Source organism: Glaciimonas soli (assembly GCF_009497155.1).
Classification (GTDB): domain Bacteria; phylum Pseudomonadota; class Gammaproteobacteria; order Burkholderiales; family Burkholderiaceae_D; genus Glaciimonas; species Glaciimonas soli.
On the sequence record NZ_WINI01000001.1, the window covers coordinates 1003727 to 1022043 of the forward strand.

The window sequence follows — 18317 nt, forward strand, 5'->3', positions numbered from 1 at the left end:
GTCCATTAAAACTACGCCAATTGCGATTTAACGCCCTCCTACAAACGCATCACTAGAAGAAGTTCCTGTCACCAGCCCGCTGGTAATATCGAAATGAACGTTAAAAAACCGTTGTGACGTATCGGCAGAAATATAACGCCAATCCCAGACTTCTTCATTTTTACGCTTGAATTGCACTACCGTGCGTTGTTTGCCGAGAATTTTACGGACACGATCTTGTGTCATGCCGACTTTAATATTCGCGAAATTTGCCTCGGTCAGCACCTGCTTATAATCGCGGAACTTGCCATCGGCACCGATAAAGACAAACCATGTTGTCGTACCCATCGGTCCTTTCGGATACTCCAACGTCCGTTCACCGTCATCTTCCTCCCAAACTGTGTCCGGCTGTCCCATGGTTTGTAGTACGTCAGCCTCTGTTGAAACGCCCTTGCTCAATTTTTCCAAACCATAATCTCTCATGAGGTTTCCATTTTGATCACATGCCGCTATAAGAAAAGGAACTGCCAGAATAAGAATAGTACGTATCCACGACTTCATAGGCTCTCCACGGTAAAGAAATTAATAGGGCTTGCATAAAATCTTGGCACTGCATAAACAACTCAATCCGCTTGGAAATGACTTAAAATAGCGTCTACATTCCATCGCAACATCAAACGTTATTAAAAACACACCACTATGGCACTCTCCAAGCAAATTAACGGATACGAATCCGAGATTACCAAATTCATCGCCGAACTGAAACAAAAAAACCCGCAGTTGGAAGCGGAGCAATTAGCCGGACGTGCATTGTTGTGGGATAAAACGCCGATCGATCTGGATAGCCAACTGCGTACCCAAGAATCTAAAGTGCCGCAGCAGCCTTACGTGTACCAGAACGAACACTGACACTTTTTCAGCGCTTCTAACGTCAATCAGCTATGACGCATACACCGTCCGACGCAGCCGAAATTACTATCGCAGGACAACCTGATAGCACGCCTAATATGATTGACGGCGTGGCTTTTGCACGTTTGTACGGCGAACCGTTGTTTCGTATGCCGAATGATTTATATATTCCGCCGGATGCGCTGGAAGTATTTTTGGAAGCGTTTGAAGGCCCGCTTGATCTGTTGCTGTATTTAATTCGTAAGCAGAATTTCAATATTCTCGACATCCCGATGGCGCAGGTAACACGGCAATATCTGGAATACGTTGATCAGGTTCGTCTTTCGAATCTGGAGCTGGCTGCCGAATATTTATTGATGGCGGCAATGCTCATAGAAATCAAATCGCGCATGCTGCTGCCTAGCAGAAAAACCGACACCGAAGAAGCAGAAGATCCACGTGCGGAACTTGTGCGTCGTTTGTTGGAATACGAACAAATGAAGCTGGCAGCGCGTGAAATCAATGAACTGCCACAACTTGGCCGCGATTTTGTCCGCACCCAGATTTACATCGATCAGACCGTCGTCACGCGCTGGCCGGATGTCAACGTCGTTGATTTGCAATCGGCTTGGGCTGACGTTTTTCGACGTGCCAAGTTGACGCAACATCACACCATCTCGCGCGAAGAATTATCCGTGCGCGAGCATATGACCAGCATTTTACGACGCCTGCAATCAGCTAAATTTGTTGAATTTGCCGATATGTTTGATCCTTCACGCGGCGTGCCGGTGCTGGTGGTCAATTTCATCGCCTTGTTGGAATTGGCGAAAGAAACGCTGATCGAAATCACACAGGCAGAACCGTTTGCGCCAATTTATGTGCGTCTGGCTTATTCACCGACCTGATGGTAAGCGACGACACTTTCTTTTATAGCCTACTCAGTTTATATACTGAGTCTTTTGCACTACCAGCCACACATCATTCACAATGAAAATAATTTCCTCCATCGACGAGTTACGCGACCAATTGCGCGGTCAATTACGCACCGCATTTGTACCAACCATGGGTAATTTACATGAAGGCCACCTGTCATTAATGCGCCTGGCGAAAAGACATGGTGATCCCGTGGTTGCCTCCATTTTTGTCAACCGCTTGCAGTTTGGCCCTAACGAAGATTTCGACAAATATCCACGCACTTTTGCCAGCGACGTTGAAAAGCTGGAAAAAGAAGGTGTTTACGTATTGTTTGCGCCGACCGAAAAAGACCTCTATCCAGAACCACAAGAATTCCGTGTTCGCCCACCGGATGATCTGGGTAATACGCTGGAAGGCGAATTCCGTCCCGGTTTCTTTGCCGGTGTCACTACGGTGGTATTAAAACTGTTTTCATGCGTTCAACCTAGCGTCGCCGTGTTTGGTAAAAAAGATTATCAACAATTGATGATCGTTCGTAATATGTCCAAGCAATTCGCGTTGCCCACTACCATCGTCGCCGCTGAAACTTTCCGGGCTGAAGATGGATTGGCACTTTCTTCGCGCAATATGTATTTATCCACTGACGAACGCGGCGAAGCACCAACTTTGTTCAAAACCTTGAATCAGGTAGCGCAAGAAGTGCGTGGCGGGCAATTGCAGATCGACAGCCTTGAACAGCAAGCGATGGCAGAACTACGCACACGCGGATGGAAGCCGGATTACATTTCCGTGCGCAAGCGCAGTAATTTGCAAACACCCTCTGCGGCAGAATTAGCCGAAGGTGAACCTCTGGTGGTACTGACAGCAGCCAAATTGGGCGAAACACGCCTGATTGATAATTTAGAAATTTAATATGCAGGTCGGAAAAACGTAGCGTTTTCCGGCCCTACCCTATTTCTGCCTCTACCGAAGTAAGGAAGTTGCTAAAAATTTCTGACTGGGTTCTAAGGTAACATCGCTTCTTTTACGCTGCTTATTAGCCACTATGAAGTCTCTGCTATCTGACACTTTTGCCCGCTTTTTTTCCTGTGCATTCATCTGCCTGGTTGCGTGTGTATTGCTACTCGCACATGCACCAGTCGCGTATGCGACAGGGGCAACTGGAGGCGGCAGCACGACAACACCAGCTGCGCCCCCTTCCAGCTCTGTGCTCTCCACCCTGGAACAAACCTTAAAAAGCAATCCGTCTACCAGTGCATTGGGCGCTTCCTTACAAAAGGCAACACAACCCGCTGCAACTAACAACACAACAACAAATCCGGCTAATAAAGGCTTAATCGGTTTAATCTCCAATAGCCTTGATTCGGCTCAATCCCATTACAGTCAAGTCGTTGCACCACAAAAATACTGGTCGCAACAGTTTGGTTCTGCATGGGCAGACTTATCCACACTAATCTCTCGCCAGGATAACGATACGCCGCTAAGGGTGTTACTCCATTTTGTCGAGATGCTGATTTTATTTGGCATCGTTTTAGTGATTGTTCAGTACATCGGCAAGCGCGTTCGCTCACATTTCCAAATGCACCTGGAATTGTCCAAAGATCCCAGTGCCAAAGAATTATTCATTTATATTTTAAATAGAATGGTGCCATCGTTGTTGGCATTGCTGGTCGTCATTACTGTTGTCTTAAGCCAGCCGCTGTCGCTGGGACGCGTACTCGCGGTAGTGCTGCTGTACTCACTCATCGGCGCGCGCTTATTCCGTGCGATTTGCGCCATCATTTTTTCGCTTTCACATACCGGACATCGCAACGTCGCCATTAACATTATTCATCAACATGGCTGGAAATTACTGTACGCGATTGGCTGTGCCGGCTTCTTGGGCGATGGAATAAACAATTCAAAACTATCCCCCATTATTGGTTCTGCCTTATCGAGTGTAGTGGCAACTTTGGCAAATCTGACCGCGGTCATACTGTGCTGCGTATTTGCGATCCGTTTTCAGCGTCCGGTGGGGCAATTGATTGCCAATCGCGCTTTGGAAATTCGCCAAAACCATAGAGCCAGAATTGAAACGTTGGAAATCGTTGCATCACTCTGGCATTGGCCGGTGCTGATTTTGGCTGCGGGCGTCAGTTTTGCTACGCTGATCGGTTTGGATAAAAGTAGTGATGCGCTCAATCATGCCCTTAGTAGCGTGGCTTTACTCATAGCGTTATTTTTCGTCAGAGCATTGATACAACGCATCGTCACACGCAAACTCGCACCATTACGTGCAAAACGCAGGCCATCACCTTACATCGAGCGTATCCTTAAAGCTGCATTTAGCTTGTTGCAAGCTGCCTTGATCATCGGCTTTTTGGAGTTGCTAACCCGAATATGGAGTCATTCATTATTGGAGGTTGCGACGACGACGGCGCTTGGACAGTTAGCACTAAAGGCGCTCAGTAAAATAAGTCTTACGTTGATCGTCGCCTGGTTGGTCTGGATAATCTTAGACACTGCAATTCAGGAGGCCATTTCACCTAGCCGCAGCAGTCGCCGTGGTCGTCGCGCCAGCACCCGCATGCGTACCATTTTGCCGTTGTTGCGAAATGCGGCGATGCTGACTATTTTAACGGTAACCGTCATCACCACGCTGGCCAATCTCGGCATCAATGTCACCCCGCTACTAGCGTCGGCTGGCGTAGTTGGGATTGCGGTTGGTTTTGGTTCTCAATCACTGATCAAGGATGTGATCACCGGGATTTTTATCCTGATCGAAGATTCCATGTCCGTTGGTGATTGGGTCGATCTGGGTAATTCACATGCCGGTACGGTTGAACATTTATCGATCCGCACAGTACGCTTACGCGACAGTAATGGTTCCGTGCATAGTGTGCCATTTTCTCAAATCGTGGCAATCAGAAATGATTCGCGTGGATACACTTATGCCACGCTCAAATTGCAAGTGACACTGGCCTCCAGTATCGACGATGCCTTGAAACTGATGCAAGAAACCGGCGCAGAAATGTTGAAAGACCGGCGTTTGAAGCAGATTTTGCAAAACCCTATTGAAGTTTATGGCGTAAATGGTTTTGAACTGAATGGCATTAATCTGATTGCCGGATTCCGTACCAATCCACAAACGCAAAGCGAAGTTGTACGCGCCTTTAATCGGCGTATCAAAAACAAAATAGATGCTTCAACGACGGTACATTTAGCGACGGCATGGGAAAATTTTCCCGCAGTAAGTAAGACCGTATAACTGTTTAGACTAGGCACCCCGACGCAGACAGTACGAATGTACGACTAGTCGGGTGTAACGACGTATAAACAGTTATACGGGCTTACTAAGCTGAAATTCCCGTAAAAACATAATCAGAGGAGTCGTATGGCAAATTCTTATTTCCCAAAATGGCGTGAACATAAGGCCGTAGAAAACGGTCAGGCACAAATCATCTCCACCGACGAACGCCTGCCTTGGCCGCAAACCATTGCTATGGGCGTACAGCATGTGGTGGCGATGTTTGGTTCCACTGTGTTGGCACCATTGTTAATGGGATTCGACCCTAATCTGGCGATCCTGATGTCCGGTATTGGCACCTTGCTGTTCTTCGTGCTAGTCGGTGGCCGTGTGCCGAGTTATCTCGGTTCCAGTTTTGCTTTCATCGGTTTGGTGATTGCCGTCAGCGGTTATAGCGGCAGCGGATTAAATACGAATCTGGGTGTTGCACTGGGTGGGATTGTCGCCTGTGGTGTGGTCTATACCTTGATAGGCTTTCTGGTCATGGCGATCGGCACAAACTGGATAGAAAAATTGATGCCACCAGTCGTCACCGGTGCCGTAGTTGCAGTAATCGGTTTAAATCTGGCACCGATTGCGGTCAAGGGCGTGACCGGTAATAACTTCGATGCATGGATGGCACTTGGCACGGTAGTGTGCGTCGGCCTGGTTGCCGTATTTGCACGTGGGATGCTGCAACGACTGTTGATTTTAGTCGGTCTGTTACTGGCTTATATTGTGTATGCCCTATTAACTAACGGTGCTGGTCTGGGTAAGCCAATTGATTTTGGCATTGTTGCACACGCGGCCTGGTTCGGCATTCCTCATTTCACTACACCTGTATTCAAACTGGAGGCAATGACATTGCTGATGCCAATTGCGATTATTTTAGTCGCTGAAAATCTTGGACATATCAAAGCTGTCAGCGCCATGACCGGCCAGAATCTGGATAAGTATATGGGTCGCGCTTTCGTCGGCGATGGTTTGGCTACCATCGTTTCGGGTAGTGTCGGTGGCACTGGCGTAACCACTTATGCGGAAAACATTGGTGTAATGGCTGTCACGAAAATTTATTCGACGCTGGTGTTTGTCGTTGCTGCATTGATTGCGATTTTATTAGGATTTTCCCCAAAGTTTGGCGCCATTATTCAAACCATTCCCGGCCCCGTTTTAGGTGGCGTATCCATCGTCGTATTTGGTTTAATTGCCGTTGCAGGTGCCCGAATTTGGGTGGAAAACAAAGTCGACTTTTCCAACAATCGAAATTTGATTGTTGCAGCCGTCACGCTGATATTAGGTGCAGGAGATTTTACGTTGAAACTGGGTGGGTTTTCGCTAGGCGGAATTGGAACTGCAACCTTCGGGGCAATTATTTTGCATGCATTGTTAAGCTTGAAGAAACGATAAAAAATGCACAAAAAAATGCGACCGGATGGTCGCATTTTTTTTACATCAAACACTCAACTACATTTACTTAAAAACCCAAAGTCAAACTAGTGAAGTAATTGCGCGGTGCCACGAAGCTATAGGTAGTCAAAGCCGGTGTCTTGTTCAATTTGATATCCGTCACTGCCTGATTGTCGGTAATGTTATTGATACCAAATTGCAATTTGGCGGAAGCAAAACCAGAGATTGCTTTTGGTATCACGTAGTCCAGTGCAAAGTTCGTTACAGTATAACCACCCAATTTCGCTCCTTCTGCATAGTTGATGCCCGTAGCAGCATCTTTGGCGGCCGAATTCCGATATTGCGTACCGATGTATTTGCCAATCAAAGAAGCATGCCAATTCCCCGCGGCGTAAAGTACGCCAAGTGCCGCAGTCGATTCTGGGGCATTAGGAACTTTTTTGCCACCAGTGATAGGTGTATTGTCATCATACAGCGCAGAATTCAAAGAGCCGTTGGTGTACAACGAAACACCATAACCCAAACCGTAAGTTAATGAGCCTTCCAAACCTTTATATGTCACGCCACCAGCGTTGTAATATAAAGTATTGTTTGGATCAGTAGGATCTGGCGTTGCTTGAATATAGTTTTGGAAAGCAATGTAGTACGCATCCACATCCATTACCAGATGATCAGTTTTTAACACCGAACCAATTTGATAGTTATTCGTGGTCTGTGGTTTCAGATTACCTGACAATGTCGTCGCGCCATAAGTGGTGTCGATAATTGGTGCCATGTAGCCTTTAGCAGCCTGGAAATATACACTTTGCACCGGCGTCAATTTGTAATTCACGTCAATGAACGGCAATGGCGCGTGATAACTCAAATCGTTGCTGAACGGTTTGCCAGTATTTGGATCAACCTCTTCATTGATATTGCGATCAATGCTGGTGTATTTAAAACCGGGGGTCACGGTCAAATTGGCAATCGGCTTCCATTCAAACTCGGCAAACGGTTGAACCGTGTTGTCGGTGTAATGCATGAAATAGTTGTAGCACACGCCTTTGACGTTGGTTTTTCCCACTGCGCAATAACCGGTATTCTCAGTGAAGTCGATATTGTATTGCCAGCGCTTGCTGTTATTTTGTTGTAACCAGATACCGGTGATGAAAGTGCCGGCAGTCGTGTCATAAGCAGCCTGGAATGTGTCGCCTACTGCGCGATATTGATTTTCTTTGGTAGTACCAAACACGTCATGTGCGCCCAGACCTTTTACGCCAAGTGGTTTGGTATCAGTCAAATCTGCACCAGTTGGACCAGTATTGTCATAAGCATAGGTGTACAGCTTATTATCAATTTTCCAGTTACCAAACTCCGATGTCAGACCGAGATATTCCAAGTCCGTCATGTGATGCTGTGTGTTGTACGCAGCATTACTCGACTTGGTCGGATCGTTCGTCAGACCATAACTCTTACCATATTGCGCTACCTGCGCCGCCGTTGCGCCGCCTGGAACGGCATAGGTCAAATCAGTATATGACGAGAGGAAAGTCAGGACGGTATGATCGCCCAGCGCTTTTTGTAATTTCAAAAATCCGTTACTTTGATCACTTGTTGCATTAGTCAATGCGCCGTCCGAGCGCAAATTCTGTACGCTCATCAGTATGCTCATGTCACCCACGTCTTTCATTGGGCCTGTGCTCAACTGCGCACCAAACAAATGCGTATTCCAGCTAGCAAAAGTCGTGTAAGGCGAGAAAATCATTTGATCTGGCATATCTTTAGACTGCATCGCAATCGTGCCGCCAAAAGTTGCATTACCTATCGTCGCGGCGGTGCCTGGACCACGATCAACGATCACTGTACCGATATTTGAAGCAGGGAAATAGGAGTTTAAATGGTGTGAATTGTCGTTACTGTCGCCGAATGGGATGCCGTCATAAGTAATATTGAATTGGCCATCCTGAAAACCGCGCACTTGAATATTTTTGGCTTCACTAATCCCGATACCGCCAGCAGTTTGTATCGTTACGCTAGGTGCAATCGCCACAATGCCATCCAAGCCAGAAACCGGTGTCACGACATTTTCGATGAAATCGCTTTTGATAATGCTTTGTGGTTGCTTGGCGTCTAACGAACTTTGGGTTGGTGCGACGGTTTCTGGCTTCCCTCTTTTATCGGCTTGTCCTGTGACGGTAATCGTTGCGGCGACAGGCGTAAGGTCTGCTGCAGGGCTAGCGGCCTCTGCAACATTCGTTCCGGACACTGCCTGGGCTAAAGCGAGATTGCTGGTCATCGCTACGGTCATGAAAGTCAACGCCAATGCAACCTGTTTCGAACAGGCTGTCAATGCAAACTGCGAATGATTCAATTCTTTCTCCTGGGTGGTCATTGCGTACTAAATAGATTAGGACTCACACAAAAGTGTCCCGACAAGGAGTGCCGGTGCCGGCCGTGGATAAACGGCAAGCTGGCAGGCTGGGGCGATTTTGTGTAAGTCCTATACAAAATAAACAGGGCACCACGTTAACAACGTGATGCCCTACTTACTCGGCGGCAATCATAGTGAGAGGATATGACTGCTCCATGACATTGTTTCCATAAAACAACAGTAAGAAACTTATCGTTTCGGCGTACAACTCTCATAAAACTGCGCACCCGAATACGTCGGAAGATTGACCTTATGCCCTCGCATTTCCCAACTATCTGTCAAAATTGAGGATGACCGAAGTATTCGTCGTCAAGAAACCTCATCAAGGAATTCCATGCCCGACATAGCAACATCACCTCTTGAACCTGCGCCGTTGTTAAACGAACTGTCCGCCCTATCGATCAGCAACTCTTTCGCCGCGTTACCGCCTGCGTTTTACACAAACTTGATGCCGACGTCGTTGACTGCGCCGTATTTAATCGATGTCAGCACTTCGGCGGCACAGTTAATCGGGCTAGATGCTGCAGCATTTTCATCTGAAGACTATGTTGCGGCGTTCACGGGCAATCGTGTGCTGCCTGGGTCGCAGCCGCTGGCGGCGGTTTACTCGGGCCATCAATTTGGACAATGGGCGGGGCAACTTGGTGATGGCAGAGCTATTTTGTTGGGCGATGTGGCGACGATCAACAGTACTGGTCGAATCGAATTACAACTCAAAGGTGCTGGCGCGACACCCTACTCGCGCATGGGTGATGGGCGTGCGGTGCTACGTTCATCCATACGTGAGTATCTTTGTTCGGAAGCGATGTTTGCACTTGGCATTCCAACTTCGCGTGCTTTGTGCGTCACCGGCTCAAATCAATATGTGATGCGCGAGACGCCGGAAACAACCGCGGTAGTAACCCGCATGGCGCCGAGTTTTGTACGCTTCGGCTCGTTCGAACATTGGTTTTATAACGGTCAGCAAGATGCATTGAAAACGTTGGCTGATTATGTGATCACAACGTTTTACCCGGAATTAGAAGATGCCGAAAATCGCTATCACGCATTTTTAGCTGAAGTCACCCGCCGCACCGCACATTTGATGGCGCAATGGCAAGCGGTTGGCTTCATGCATGGCGTGATGAATACCGACAATATGTCGATTCTGGGATTAACACTGGATTACGGCCCCTTCGGTTTCATGGAGGCATATGATCCGCGTCACATCTGTAATCACAGTGATAATCAAGGTCGCTACGCTTACAATATGCAGCCACAAATTGGCCACTGGAATTGTTATGCCTTGGGCCAGGCATTGCTGCCACTCATCGGTAGCGTTGAGGAAACACAAGATGCATTAAAAGATTATCAGGCAGAGTATGCAAAAAAATTAGATGAACTGTTACATGCTAAATTGGGTCTACAAACATACCAGACGGATGACGATAAATTGTTCGATGCAATGTTTGGATTAATGCAAAAAGATCATGTTGATTTCACGCTGTTTTTTAGACAATTAGGGGATTTCCAGCTAAACGACACCGCCACAAATAACGCCGTGCGGGATTTGTTTATAGATAGAGCAAGTTTCGATGCCTGGGCAAATATGTACCGGGCACGCCTGCAAACCGAAAATAGCCAGGATACTCAACGCCGCCTTGCGATGCACGCAACCAACCCAAAATATGTACTGCGCAACTATTTAGCGCAAGTTGCCATCGAAAAAGCACAAAATAAAGACTATTCCGAGGTTCACAAATTATTGCGGATACTTGAAAAGCCATTTGACGAACAGCCGGAACATGCACAATATGCTGCCTTACCGCCTGATTGGGCAAATGGGCTTGAAGTAAGTTGTTCTTCATGATGGGTCGATATCATATTAGAGAGAGACACTATGTCACACACAAAAGTGGTTAAAACCGATGCCGAATGGCGCGCTGAATTAGATAAACTCGAATATGAAGTTACCCGTCACGCGGCCACCGAACGCGCTTTTACAGGACGCTTCTGGGATCACCATGAAGATGGGATTTATACCTGCGTTTGCTGCAATACTCCATTGTTTGCTTCAGATGCAAAATTCGATTCTGGCTGTGGGTGGCCTAGCTATTTCAAGGCGCTTAATCCTGAAAATGTGAAAGAATTAATTGATCGAACGCATGGCATGACACGCACAGAAATTATTTGCAATGTGTGTGATGCACACTTGGGCCACGTTTTCCCCGATGGACCGCCGCCGACCGGACTGCGTTATTGTATTAATTCGGCATCATTACGATTCGACCCGGCCAAATAACGCACCTTAACTGTGCTTACTTGTTTTATCTCACTCTTGTACTAAACTAATACATTCACTGTAAAAGAAAGCCGTCCTAATGAAATTTCTGTTCGATCTTTTTCCCGTCATCCTTTTCTTTGGTATTTTCAAATGGGGGGAAGGTCATACTGATGCGGCACAAACACTGGTATCGCAATATTTATCCGGCTTAGTATCTGGCGGCGTCGTTACAGCTGCCCAGGCACCTATTATTCTTGCCACAGCTGTCGCCATCGTGGCCACGTTATGCCAAATCGGTTACCTGCTGGCGCGCCGTAAAAAAGTCGACGCTATGCTCTGGATTTCGCTGGCAATCATTACGGTGTTTGGCGGTGCGACAATCTACTTCCATAACGAAACCTTTATCAAATGGAAACCGACCGTGCTTTATTGGTGTTTTGCGGCTGCATTGTTAGTCAGTCAGGTTGCCATGGGTAAAAATCTGATCCGTACCATGATGGAAAAACAAATGACCTTGCCTGAACCGATCTGGAATAAGGTTGGCTTCGCATGGATTGCGTTCTTTATTGCGATGGGGTTGATTAATTTATATGTGGCGTTCAACTTCTCAACCAATGCCTGGGTTAACTTTAAATTATTTGGTGGCACCGGCTTAATGTTTGCATTTGTTATCGGCCAGAGTTTATGCTTAGCCAAATATTTAAAGGAACCGGAATGACGGATTCAAATAAACGGATAGATATCATTCGTGCAAAATTAGTTGCAACTTTTTCACCGCTCGAATGTCAGTTGCAGGATGAGTCGGCACTGCATGCCGGACATGCAGGCGCAGCCTCTGGTGGCGGCCATTATCGACTGAAGATTGTTTCTGCAGTTTTTGACGGTGAAAATCGTTTAAATCGGCATCGGCTGGTGTATGATTGTTTGGATGACATGATGAAAATTGATATTCATGCGCTGGCGATCACAGCATTAGCACCGTCGGAAATGCCTGATGTAGATAAAGAGTAAAACTGTCGTTAACAAACTGTACAAAAATGTAAGATTTAATTACAAACGTAGTTCTTGGCATCAATCCATTTTACTATTTACAACTCACTTTTTATTATTATTATTTGGGACCACATATGACTTTCAAACCAGCTCACTTGTTAGTAGTTCTGTTCGCAGCTGCTGCAATTCCTGCTTTCGCTCAAAACGTTGCAGTTGTTAACGGTAAAGCGATCCCTTCTTCACAAGCTGACATGATGATTCAGCAAATGACTGCACAAAACGGTCAAAAAGAAACGCCAGAATTGCGCAAAATGGTTAACGAAGAGTTGATCAATCGTGAAGTAATGGTGCAGGAAGCTGAAAAACAAGGCTTGGCTAACAACACTGATGTTAAAGGTCAATTAGCGATCGCTCGCCAGTCAATTTTGATCCGTGCATTGGCTGCTAACTACATCAAAAAGAACCCGGTTAGTGATGCTGACGTAACTGCTGAATACAACAAATTCAAAGCAGCTGCCGGCGACAAGGAATACCACGCACAGCATATCTTGGTTGATAGCGAGCAAAGCGCAAAAGATATTATTGCTCAGTTAAAAGCTGGCAAAAAATTTGAAGATTTGGCTAAACAATCCAAAGATCCAGGTTCAGCAGATAAAGGCGGCGATTTGGGTTGGGCAAATCCATCTTCATTCGTTCCTGAATTCGGCGCAGCTTTGAAAGCACTGAAACCAGGTCAAGTTACTGATGTTCCAGTTAAAACACAATTCGGCTGGCACGTAATCAAAATGTTGGAAGTTCGCCCAGCGAAAATCCCAACATTGGCTGAAGTAAAACCACAAATCACTGAAGCGTTGCAACAGAAGAAATTGCAAGCATACGAGCAAACTCTGCGTGCTTCCGCTAAAGTACAGTAATCATGTAATGATAAAAAAAGCGCTCTTCGGAGCGCTTTTTTTATGGGGGATGCTGATACGTGTACGTGAGGTAGCACAGTTAATTTGGTAAAGATTACATCCCTGAAATTTCCGTCATCCCCGCGAACGCGGGGATCCATCTTGCGTTTAGCATGGATTCCCGCGTTCGCGGGAATGACGGATTTTTTTAATTTATTACTCAGGACCACTTACAAACTGAGCATTCTCAAAAACTAAGCTTCCAACGCCAACACGGCAAACGTGCCCAACCAATGCTCTCCCATATAATCCCCGACAACATAACCCAGCGCAGTATCTAAATGATGATCCGCTGCGGCCAATAACACCGCCACTCTGGCATCACCGCTTGGCAATGCACGCGCTATCGAACGCTGACACCAGGCACGACTTAAATTCAGCCCGTTTAAATGCGCGATTTTCCCGTCGCTATGATCGGTTACGATCGCTGGATTAAACAAAGTCGCCGGTTGCTGCTGCTCCAGATTCGGCAAAAACCGGGTAAACCAGGTATTGAACTCTGCTGCTGGTAAAACCAGTTGCATTAACTCCGCGACGATCAAAGCTGGCGATAAAAATTCATCGCCACTAGGCTCCCAGGCTTGACAACCGGCATCGTCAAGATGCCAACGTTTAGCAGCGGTACAACATAGTTTTTCCAACTCGGCATGGTTTGTTTCACGTGCGTATTTCAATGCCATCGATAAAGCAAACGCAGTATTGAAATGGGTGCCAACACGGACTGGATAAGTCGCTTTAGGTAAAAACTCCATAAACCGCTCAACGATCACATCGGCCAGCGGTTGCATGGTCGCCGACCAGCGACGGCCATCGTCGGTATCCAGACGCAACAATTCCGTTTGCAGTGCCAGCAGCCAGCCCCAGCCATAAGGGCGCGAAAACAAACGACGACCCGGCGCGTTCAGATACGCAATTTCACCGTTGACATTATCTGCGGTCAGCTGCGTGTTAAACAGTGTATGTATCGCCTCTTTTTCCGGCAAATCTGCAAAGCGCGATAACAATCGCGTCAATAACCAATATCCATGTATGCAGGAATGCCAGTCATAACTGCCATAAAAAATCGGATGTAAAACGCGCGGCGTTTGTGCGTCGTCAGCATGATTCAGAACATGCATGATGTGATTAGGATATTCCTGCGTCGAATGACCTAGCACCAGTTGCGCATATTTCGATGCAAATACTGGGGTAAGTGTGTTCTTGGCGCTTTTTTCTGTGTATGTCATAAGTTGGCTCACAATCAATGGAATTTGACATTAAAAACCAGGAAATACATCAGCAAGATATTGGCGACCAACAAAATCAGCGCCGTCGGTATCTGTGCTTTGATCACCCCATTTTTGTCTTTTAATTCAAGCAATGCTGCCGGGACAATATTGAAATTAGCCGCCATCGGTGTCATCAAGGTCCCGCAGAAACCGCTCAGCATACCGATTGCAGCCATGATCGCAGGGTTACCGCCAAATTGATGAACGATGAGCGGCAATCCTATCCCGGCCGTCATCACAGGGAAAGCTGCAAACGCGTTCCCCATGATCATCGTGAACAGCGCCATGCCAATGGCATATGCCGCAACAATCGCAAATTTCGAATCCATCGGAATCCACTGCGTAACCAAATCAGCCACCACTGTGCCGACCCCGGCCGTGGCAAACAGGACACCAAGCGCTGCCAGCATTTGTGGCAGCACCGCAGCCCAACTGACTGCGTCCATCGTGTTACGTGCACCGTGCATCGCTGCCAACGGCTTTTCTCGCAACATAATCAGAGCAACGATCATGGCGACAGTGACGGCAACCCCGAGCGAAATTAACGTCTCTTTTCCAGCTGTCATTAACGGCGCGCCGCCTATCACAATGTACTTGGCAAAGATGGTCCCGAGCAAAGTCAGTAACGGAATCAATAACGCAGGGATGAACAGTTTATTACCGAACTTTGCAGAGCTCGCTTTACGCGCTTCCAGGGATGGCGCGTGATCTTTGGTGCCCTTGCCCAAACCACCAAAACCGGCCAGTAGCGCCAGCGAAATCGCCAGACAGCCCATCAAAAATGAAGGAATCAGCGAGCCAAACATGAGCGTCACCGCGTACACGCCCCAAAACAAAAAGTTTTTGATGCGCTTGGGATTCGTTTTATCGAACAGATTGATCAATGCGTAAGTGGCAAAGACTATGCCGGTCAGAATATAGAGATATTCGAGCTTAATCATCGTGCACTACCTCCTGTGCTGACATGCAGATTCATTTTGGTGAGTTTTCGATCCAGTAGCCAGAGGCGGAAACCATGGATGAGCAAAGCGCAAATGGCGGTCGGAATCGCCCACATCGACAAATGGAGAGGTTCAACGATGACGCCGTTTTGCTCCAAAAATCCTTTAATCAACAAAATCGATTGAATCGCGATAAAAATATCTTCACCAAAAAATACGCCGATGTTATCCGCTCCCGCAGCATGCGCACGAATCAGTTGCCGCGTATCGTCAGTGATTTCTCCATAACGCGTTTCTGCCGCCGCTTCTGCCATTGGCGCGATCAGTGGCCGCACCATCTGCGCATGACCGCCTAACGACACCAAACCCAAGGCCGCAGTAATTTGACGTATTGCGAAATATAGCAACAGGACACGACCAGTTGTCGCAGCCTTCACGCTAGCAATCAGTTCTGTCGCGCGTTCTTTCAAACCACCGCGTTCTAGTACCGCAATGACTGGAATCGCCAGAAACACCAGCGCCATATAACGACTATCACCAAAAGCTTTGCCTATCGCAGCAATCACGCCAACAATATCCATGCCGCCAATCAACCCCGTCACGACACCCGCCACCGTCACCACCAGCAGCGGATTAAAACGTAACGCAAAGCCGATCACGACGATCAACACCCCAAGCAGAACCCACATATGCCGCCTCCTTTGTTATCAATTTATTTTATTTATGCAATTAAAAACGAAATACAGGTAATTAACTTATAAATTATCGATAATTTACCATTATTTGAAAATAGATTAGGAATTTTTGGTGAACGGTCGCTTACTGGCAATAATGATGCTGCGCGGACAAAACGGCAATCTGTGACAATCTACCACTCATCGACAACCTGATCGTATGGAAGCTCGTCAGGTGCTATACCAATGAAATCTGGTTCAGGATCGGTTGTAAACTGGACAGCCATGATGGAAACGTGCCCGTACAACAACGCCTTCGCGGCGCGGTGCATCCCATCCATCACACCGCCATCGGCTGACAAAATAATGGGGTAGCGCAGGTCCGTTTCCTGCATCAGTCGCATGTGTTCAACGATCGCACGGCAAGTGGGCACCTCAGCATAAGCAAACCAATAATTCTGATCCAGTTCTCGTATCTGGTTTAACGGCACGCTAAAGATGGGCAAGTCGGCCGACAAGGCAAGCAACTTATGCACATCCCAAGCCCTTAATCCTGCCTCTGAAGGGCGAAAATGATATTGCTTGCGCATGGATAATCCTCTACGTCTTGCACTCAGGCTGGCCACAACGGTGGCTCACTCATCAACGCAATCTGCTCACGCAGCTCCAATACCCTATCCTGCCAATAGCGCTGGGTATTGAACCAAGGGAAAGCCACCGGAAATGCGGGATCATCCCAGCGTCGTGCAATCCATGCGGAATAATGGATCAGGCGCAAAGTGCGCAAAGCTTCAATTAAATGCAATTCATGCGAATTGAAGTCACAAAAATCTTCGTAGCCAGCCAGTAAATCACCTAACTGACGCACCCTGTCCTGCCGCTCGCCAGATAACAGCATCCACAGGTCCTGCACCGCCGGACCCATGCGACTATCATCGAAATCAACAAAGTGCGGGCCGGCATCAGTCCACAGTACATTACTGGCGTGACAATCGCCATGCAAACGTATCGTTGTGAATTCGCCAGCACGCTCAAAACAATGTCGCACACCTTCCAGTGCCTGCGCTACGGTGCTGCGATACGCCTCAAGCAGATCGTCGGGAATAAAACCGTTGTTTAAAACAAAATGATTAGGCTCAATCCCGAACGTCGTGATATCCAGCGTGGGCCGATGTTGGTACGTTGCCAGGCCACCGACCGCATGAATCCTGCCCATAAAGCGACCTAGCCACTCCAGCGTCGCAGGGTCTTCTAACTCTGGCGAACGGCCGCCATGACGGGGAAATACGGCAAATCTGAAGCCATTAAATTGATGCAAAGTCTTGCCATTAATCGTCGTTGCTGCCACCACCGGGATTTCGCGTTCAACCAATTCCTGCACAAAACCATGCTCTTCCAGAATTGCCGCATCACTCCAGCGCAGTGGCCGATAAAATTTAGCGACCAGCAACGGTCCTTCTTCCATCCCAATCTGATAGACACGATTTTCATAACTATTGAGCGCCAGCAAACGGCCATCGCCATACAAGCCTATGCTGTCGAGCGCATCCAAAACCATATCGGGGCTAAGAGCGGAAAAACTGATGGGGGATGATGTATTCATGAACGCTATTGTAAGCGCCTATGTCAAAATGACAGTCATCTCTTATAAGTAATACCAAATAATCGATTTCAAAAATACTACCGTCATCCTCGCGAACGCGGGGATCCAAGTTGCGTAACATGGATTCCCGCGTTCGCGGGAATGACGAGGTCATTTTCGACATGATAATTTAGTATTACTTAAGTACTCAACAATCAAAAAAATGACCTTACCCATCATCACAACCAAACGCACCATACTCAAAATACTGACGTCAAATGAAGCATCGATGCGCCTCGCTTTTGAAATAGAAAACAAAGCCCATTTATCACCATGGGGCCCGGCGCAAAGTGAAGATTTTTATACGTTGCCTGCAATGCAAGAACGCACAGAAAAAATGCATCAAGCCGCCTTAGATGGCAGCACCGTTTATTTTTCGGCCATCGATCCAGTCACGCAAAAAATGATGGCGACCTGCAGTTTCACTAACATTATCAAAGGTGCATTTTTAGCGTGTCACTTGGGATACGGCGTTGCCAAGTCGCATGAAGGACAAGGCTTCATGCAGGAGATAGTCGAGGCTGGCATACAGTATATGTTCGATGAAGTTGGCCTGCATCGCATCATGGCCAATCACCAGCCGTCGAATCTGCGCAGTGAAAAGCTACTGAAGAAAATCGGCTTTGAACGCGAAGGTTATGCCAAAAGCTATTTGAAAATTAATGGGAAATGGGAAGATATGGTGCTCAATGCGCTAGTCAATCCCAAGCAACAATAGG

General features: G+C 47.3%; 18 protein-coding genes. 11 read left to right on the top strand and 7 right to left on the bottom strand.

What is annotated here, in order from left to right:
* Positions 1–27: 27 nt before the first annotated feature.
* Positions 28–540, bottom strand: a complete 513-nt coding sequence (gene bamE, locus GEV47_RS04595) for an outer membrane protein assembly factor BamE domain-containing protein (RefSeq protein WP_153233486.1) — start codon at positions 538–540, stop codon at positions 28–30.
* A 138-nt stretch (positions 541–678) separates the two neighbouring features.
* On the opposite strand from bamE, the gene GEV47_RS04600 reads away from it, so the two are divergent.
* The 5 genes from GEV47_RS04600 to GEV47_RS04620 all read left to right on the top strand — a co-directional run bounded on the left by GEV47_RS04600 (position 679) and on the right by GEV47_RS04620 (position 6454).
* Positions 679–888: a DUF3460 family protein gene (locus GEV47_RS04600; RefSeq protein ID WP_153233487.1), complete on the top strand. Its 210-nt coding sequence runs from the start codon at positions 679–681 to the stop codon at positions 886–888.
* Positions 889–920: 32 nt separating this feature from the next.
* Entirely contained in the window at positions 921–1772 is an 852-nt protein-coding gene (locus GEV47_RS04605) for a segregation and condensation protein A (RefSeq protein ID WP_153233488.1), read from the top strand.
* Positions 1773–1854: 82 nt separating this feature from the next.
* Positions 1855–2694 carry a pantoate--beta-alanine ligase gene (panC, locus tag GEV47_RS04610; protein WP_153233489.1) on the top strand — a complete coding sequence of 280 codons (840 nt, stop codon included), beginning with the start codon at positions 1855–1857 and terminating at the stop codon, positions 2692–2694.
* Between the two features lie 133 nt (positions 2695–2827).
* Complete coding sequence (locus GEV47_RS04615; protein ID WP_153233490.1) at positions 2828–5029, top strand: mechanosensitive ion channel family protein; 2202 nt, start codon at positions 2828–2830, stop codon at positions 5027–5029.
* Between the two features lie 126 nt (positions 5030–5155).
* Positions 5156–6454 carry a solute carrier family 23 protein gene (locus tag GEV47_RS04620; protein ID WP_153233491.1) on the top strand — a complete coding sequence of 433 codons (1299 nt, stop codon included), beginning with the start codon at positions 5156–5158 and terminating at the stop codon, positions 6452–6454.
* A 67-nt stretch (positions 6455–6521) separates the two neighbouring features.
* Here the strand turns inward: GEV47_RS04620 and GEV47_RS04625 are convergent, their stop codons facing one another.
* Positions 6522–8825 carry a TonB-dependent receptor gene (locus GEV47_RS04625; protein ID WP_153233492.1) on the bottom strand — a complete coding sequence of 768 codons (2304 nt, stop codon included), beginning with the start codon at positions 8823–8825 and terminating at the stop codon, positions 6522–6524.
* A gap of 373 nt (positions 8826–9198) precedes the next feature.
* Between GEV47_RS04625 and GEV47_RS04630 the strand changes: the two genes are divergently transcribed.
* The 5 genes from GEV47_RS04630 (at position 9199) to GEV47_RS04650 (ending at position 13034) form a co-directional block, all read left to right on the top strand.
* Positions 9199–10713: a protein adenylyltransferase SelO gene (locus tag GEV47_RS04630; protein ID WP_153233493.1), complete on the top strand. Its 1515-nt coding sequence runs from the start codon at positions 9199–9201 to the stop codon at positions 10711–10713.
* Between the two features lie 30 nt (positions 10714–10743).
* Positions 10744–11145, top strand: coding sequence for a peptide-methionine (R)-S-oxide reductase MsrB (msrB, locus tag GEV47_RS04635; RefSeq protein ID WP_153233494.1), 402 nt, complete (start codon positions 10744–10746; stop codon positions 11143–11145).
* 79 nt (positions 11146–11224) lie between these two features.
* Positions 11225–11845: a septation protein A gene (locus GEV47_RS04640; protein WP_153233495.1), complete on the top strand. Its 621-nt coding sequence runs from the start codon at positions 11225–11227 to the stop codon at positions 11843–11845.
* On the top strand, positions 11842–12138 hold the full coding sequence (locus tag GEV47_RS04645; protein ID WP_153233496.1) for a BolA family protein: 297 nt from the start codon (positions 11842–11844) through the stop codon (positions 12136–12138). The genes GEV47_RS04640 and GEV47_RS04645 overlap by 4 nt, the downstream gene beginning before the upstream one ends.
* Before the next feature lie 116 nt (positions 12139–12254).
* Positions 12255–13034 (top strand): peptidylprolyl isomerase, encoded by a 780-nt coding sequence (locus GEV47_RS04650; RefSeq protein WP_153233497.1) that lies wholly within the window; start codon positions 12255–12257, stop codon positions 13032–13034.
* A gap of 233 nt (positions 13035–13267) precedes the next feature.
* Here the strand turns inward: GEV47_RS04650 and GEV47_RS04655 are convergent, their stop codons facing one another.
* From GEV47_RS04655 to GEV47_RS04675, 5 genes are all read right to left on the bottom strand, one after another.
* On the bottom strand, positions 13268–14299 hold the full coding sequence (locus GEV47_RS04655) for a DUF2891 domain-containing protein (RefSeq protein WP_153233498.1): 1032 nt from the start codon (positions 14297–14299) through the stop codon (positions 13268–13270).
* Between the two features lie 14 nt (positions 14300–14313).
* The gene (locus GEV47_RS04660; RefSeq protein ID WP_153233499.1) at positions 14314–15282 is read right to left on the bottom strand and encodes a DUF979 domain-containing protein; all 969 of its coding nucleotides are present in this window, start codon (positions 15280–15282) and stop codon (positions 14314–14316) included.
* On the bottom strand, positions 15279–15971 hold the full coding sequence (locus GEV47_RS04665) for a DUF969 domain-containing protein (RefSeq protein WP_153233500.1): 693 nt from the start codon (positions 15969–15971) through the stop codon (positions 15279–15281). The genes GEV47_RS04660 and GEV47_RS04665 overlap by 4 nt, the downstream gene beginning before the upstream one ends.
* Positions 15972–16150: 179 nt before the next feature.
* Positions 16151–16546, bottom strand: coding sequence for a hypothetical protein (locus tag GEV47_RS04670; protein WP_153233501.1), 396 nt, complete (start codon positions 16544–16546; stop codon positions 16151–16153).
* Positions 16547–16569: 23 nt separating this feature from the next.
* The gene (locus tag GEV47_RS04675) at positions 16570–17559 is read right to left on the bottom strand and encodes a serine/threonine protein kinase (RefSeq protein ID WP_153233502.1); all 990 of its coding nucleotides are present in this window, start codon (positions 17557–17559) and stop codon (positions 16570–16572) included.
* Between the two features lie 202 nt (positions 17560–17761).
* On the opposite strand from GEV47_RS04675, the gene GEV47_RS04680 reads away from it, so the two are divergent.
* The gene (locus GEV47_RS04680; protein ID WP_153233503.1) at positions 17762–18316 is read left to right on the top strand and encodes a GNAT family N-acetyltransferase; all 555 of its coding nucleotides are present in this window, start codon (positions 17762–17764) and stop codon (positions 18314–18316) included.
* The last annotated feature ends 1 nt before the right edge of the window (position 18317 follow it).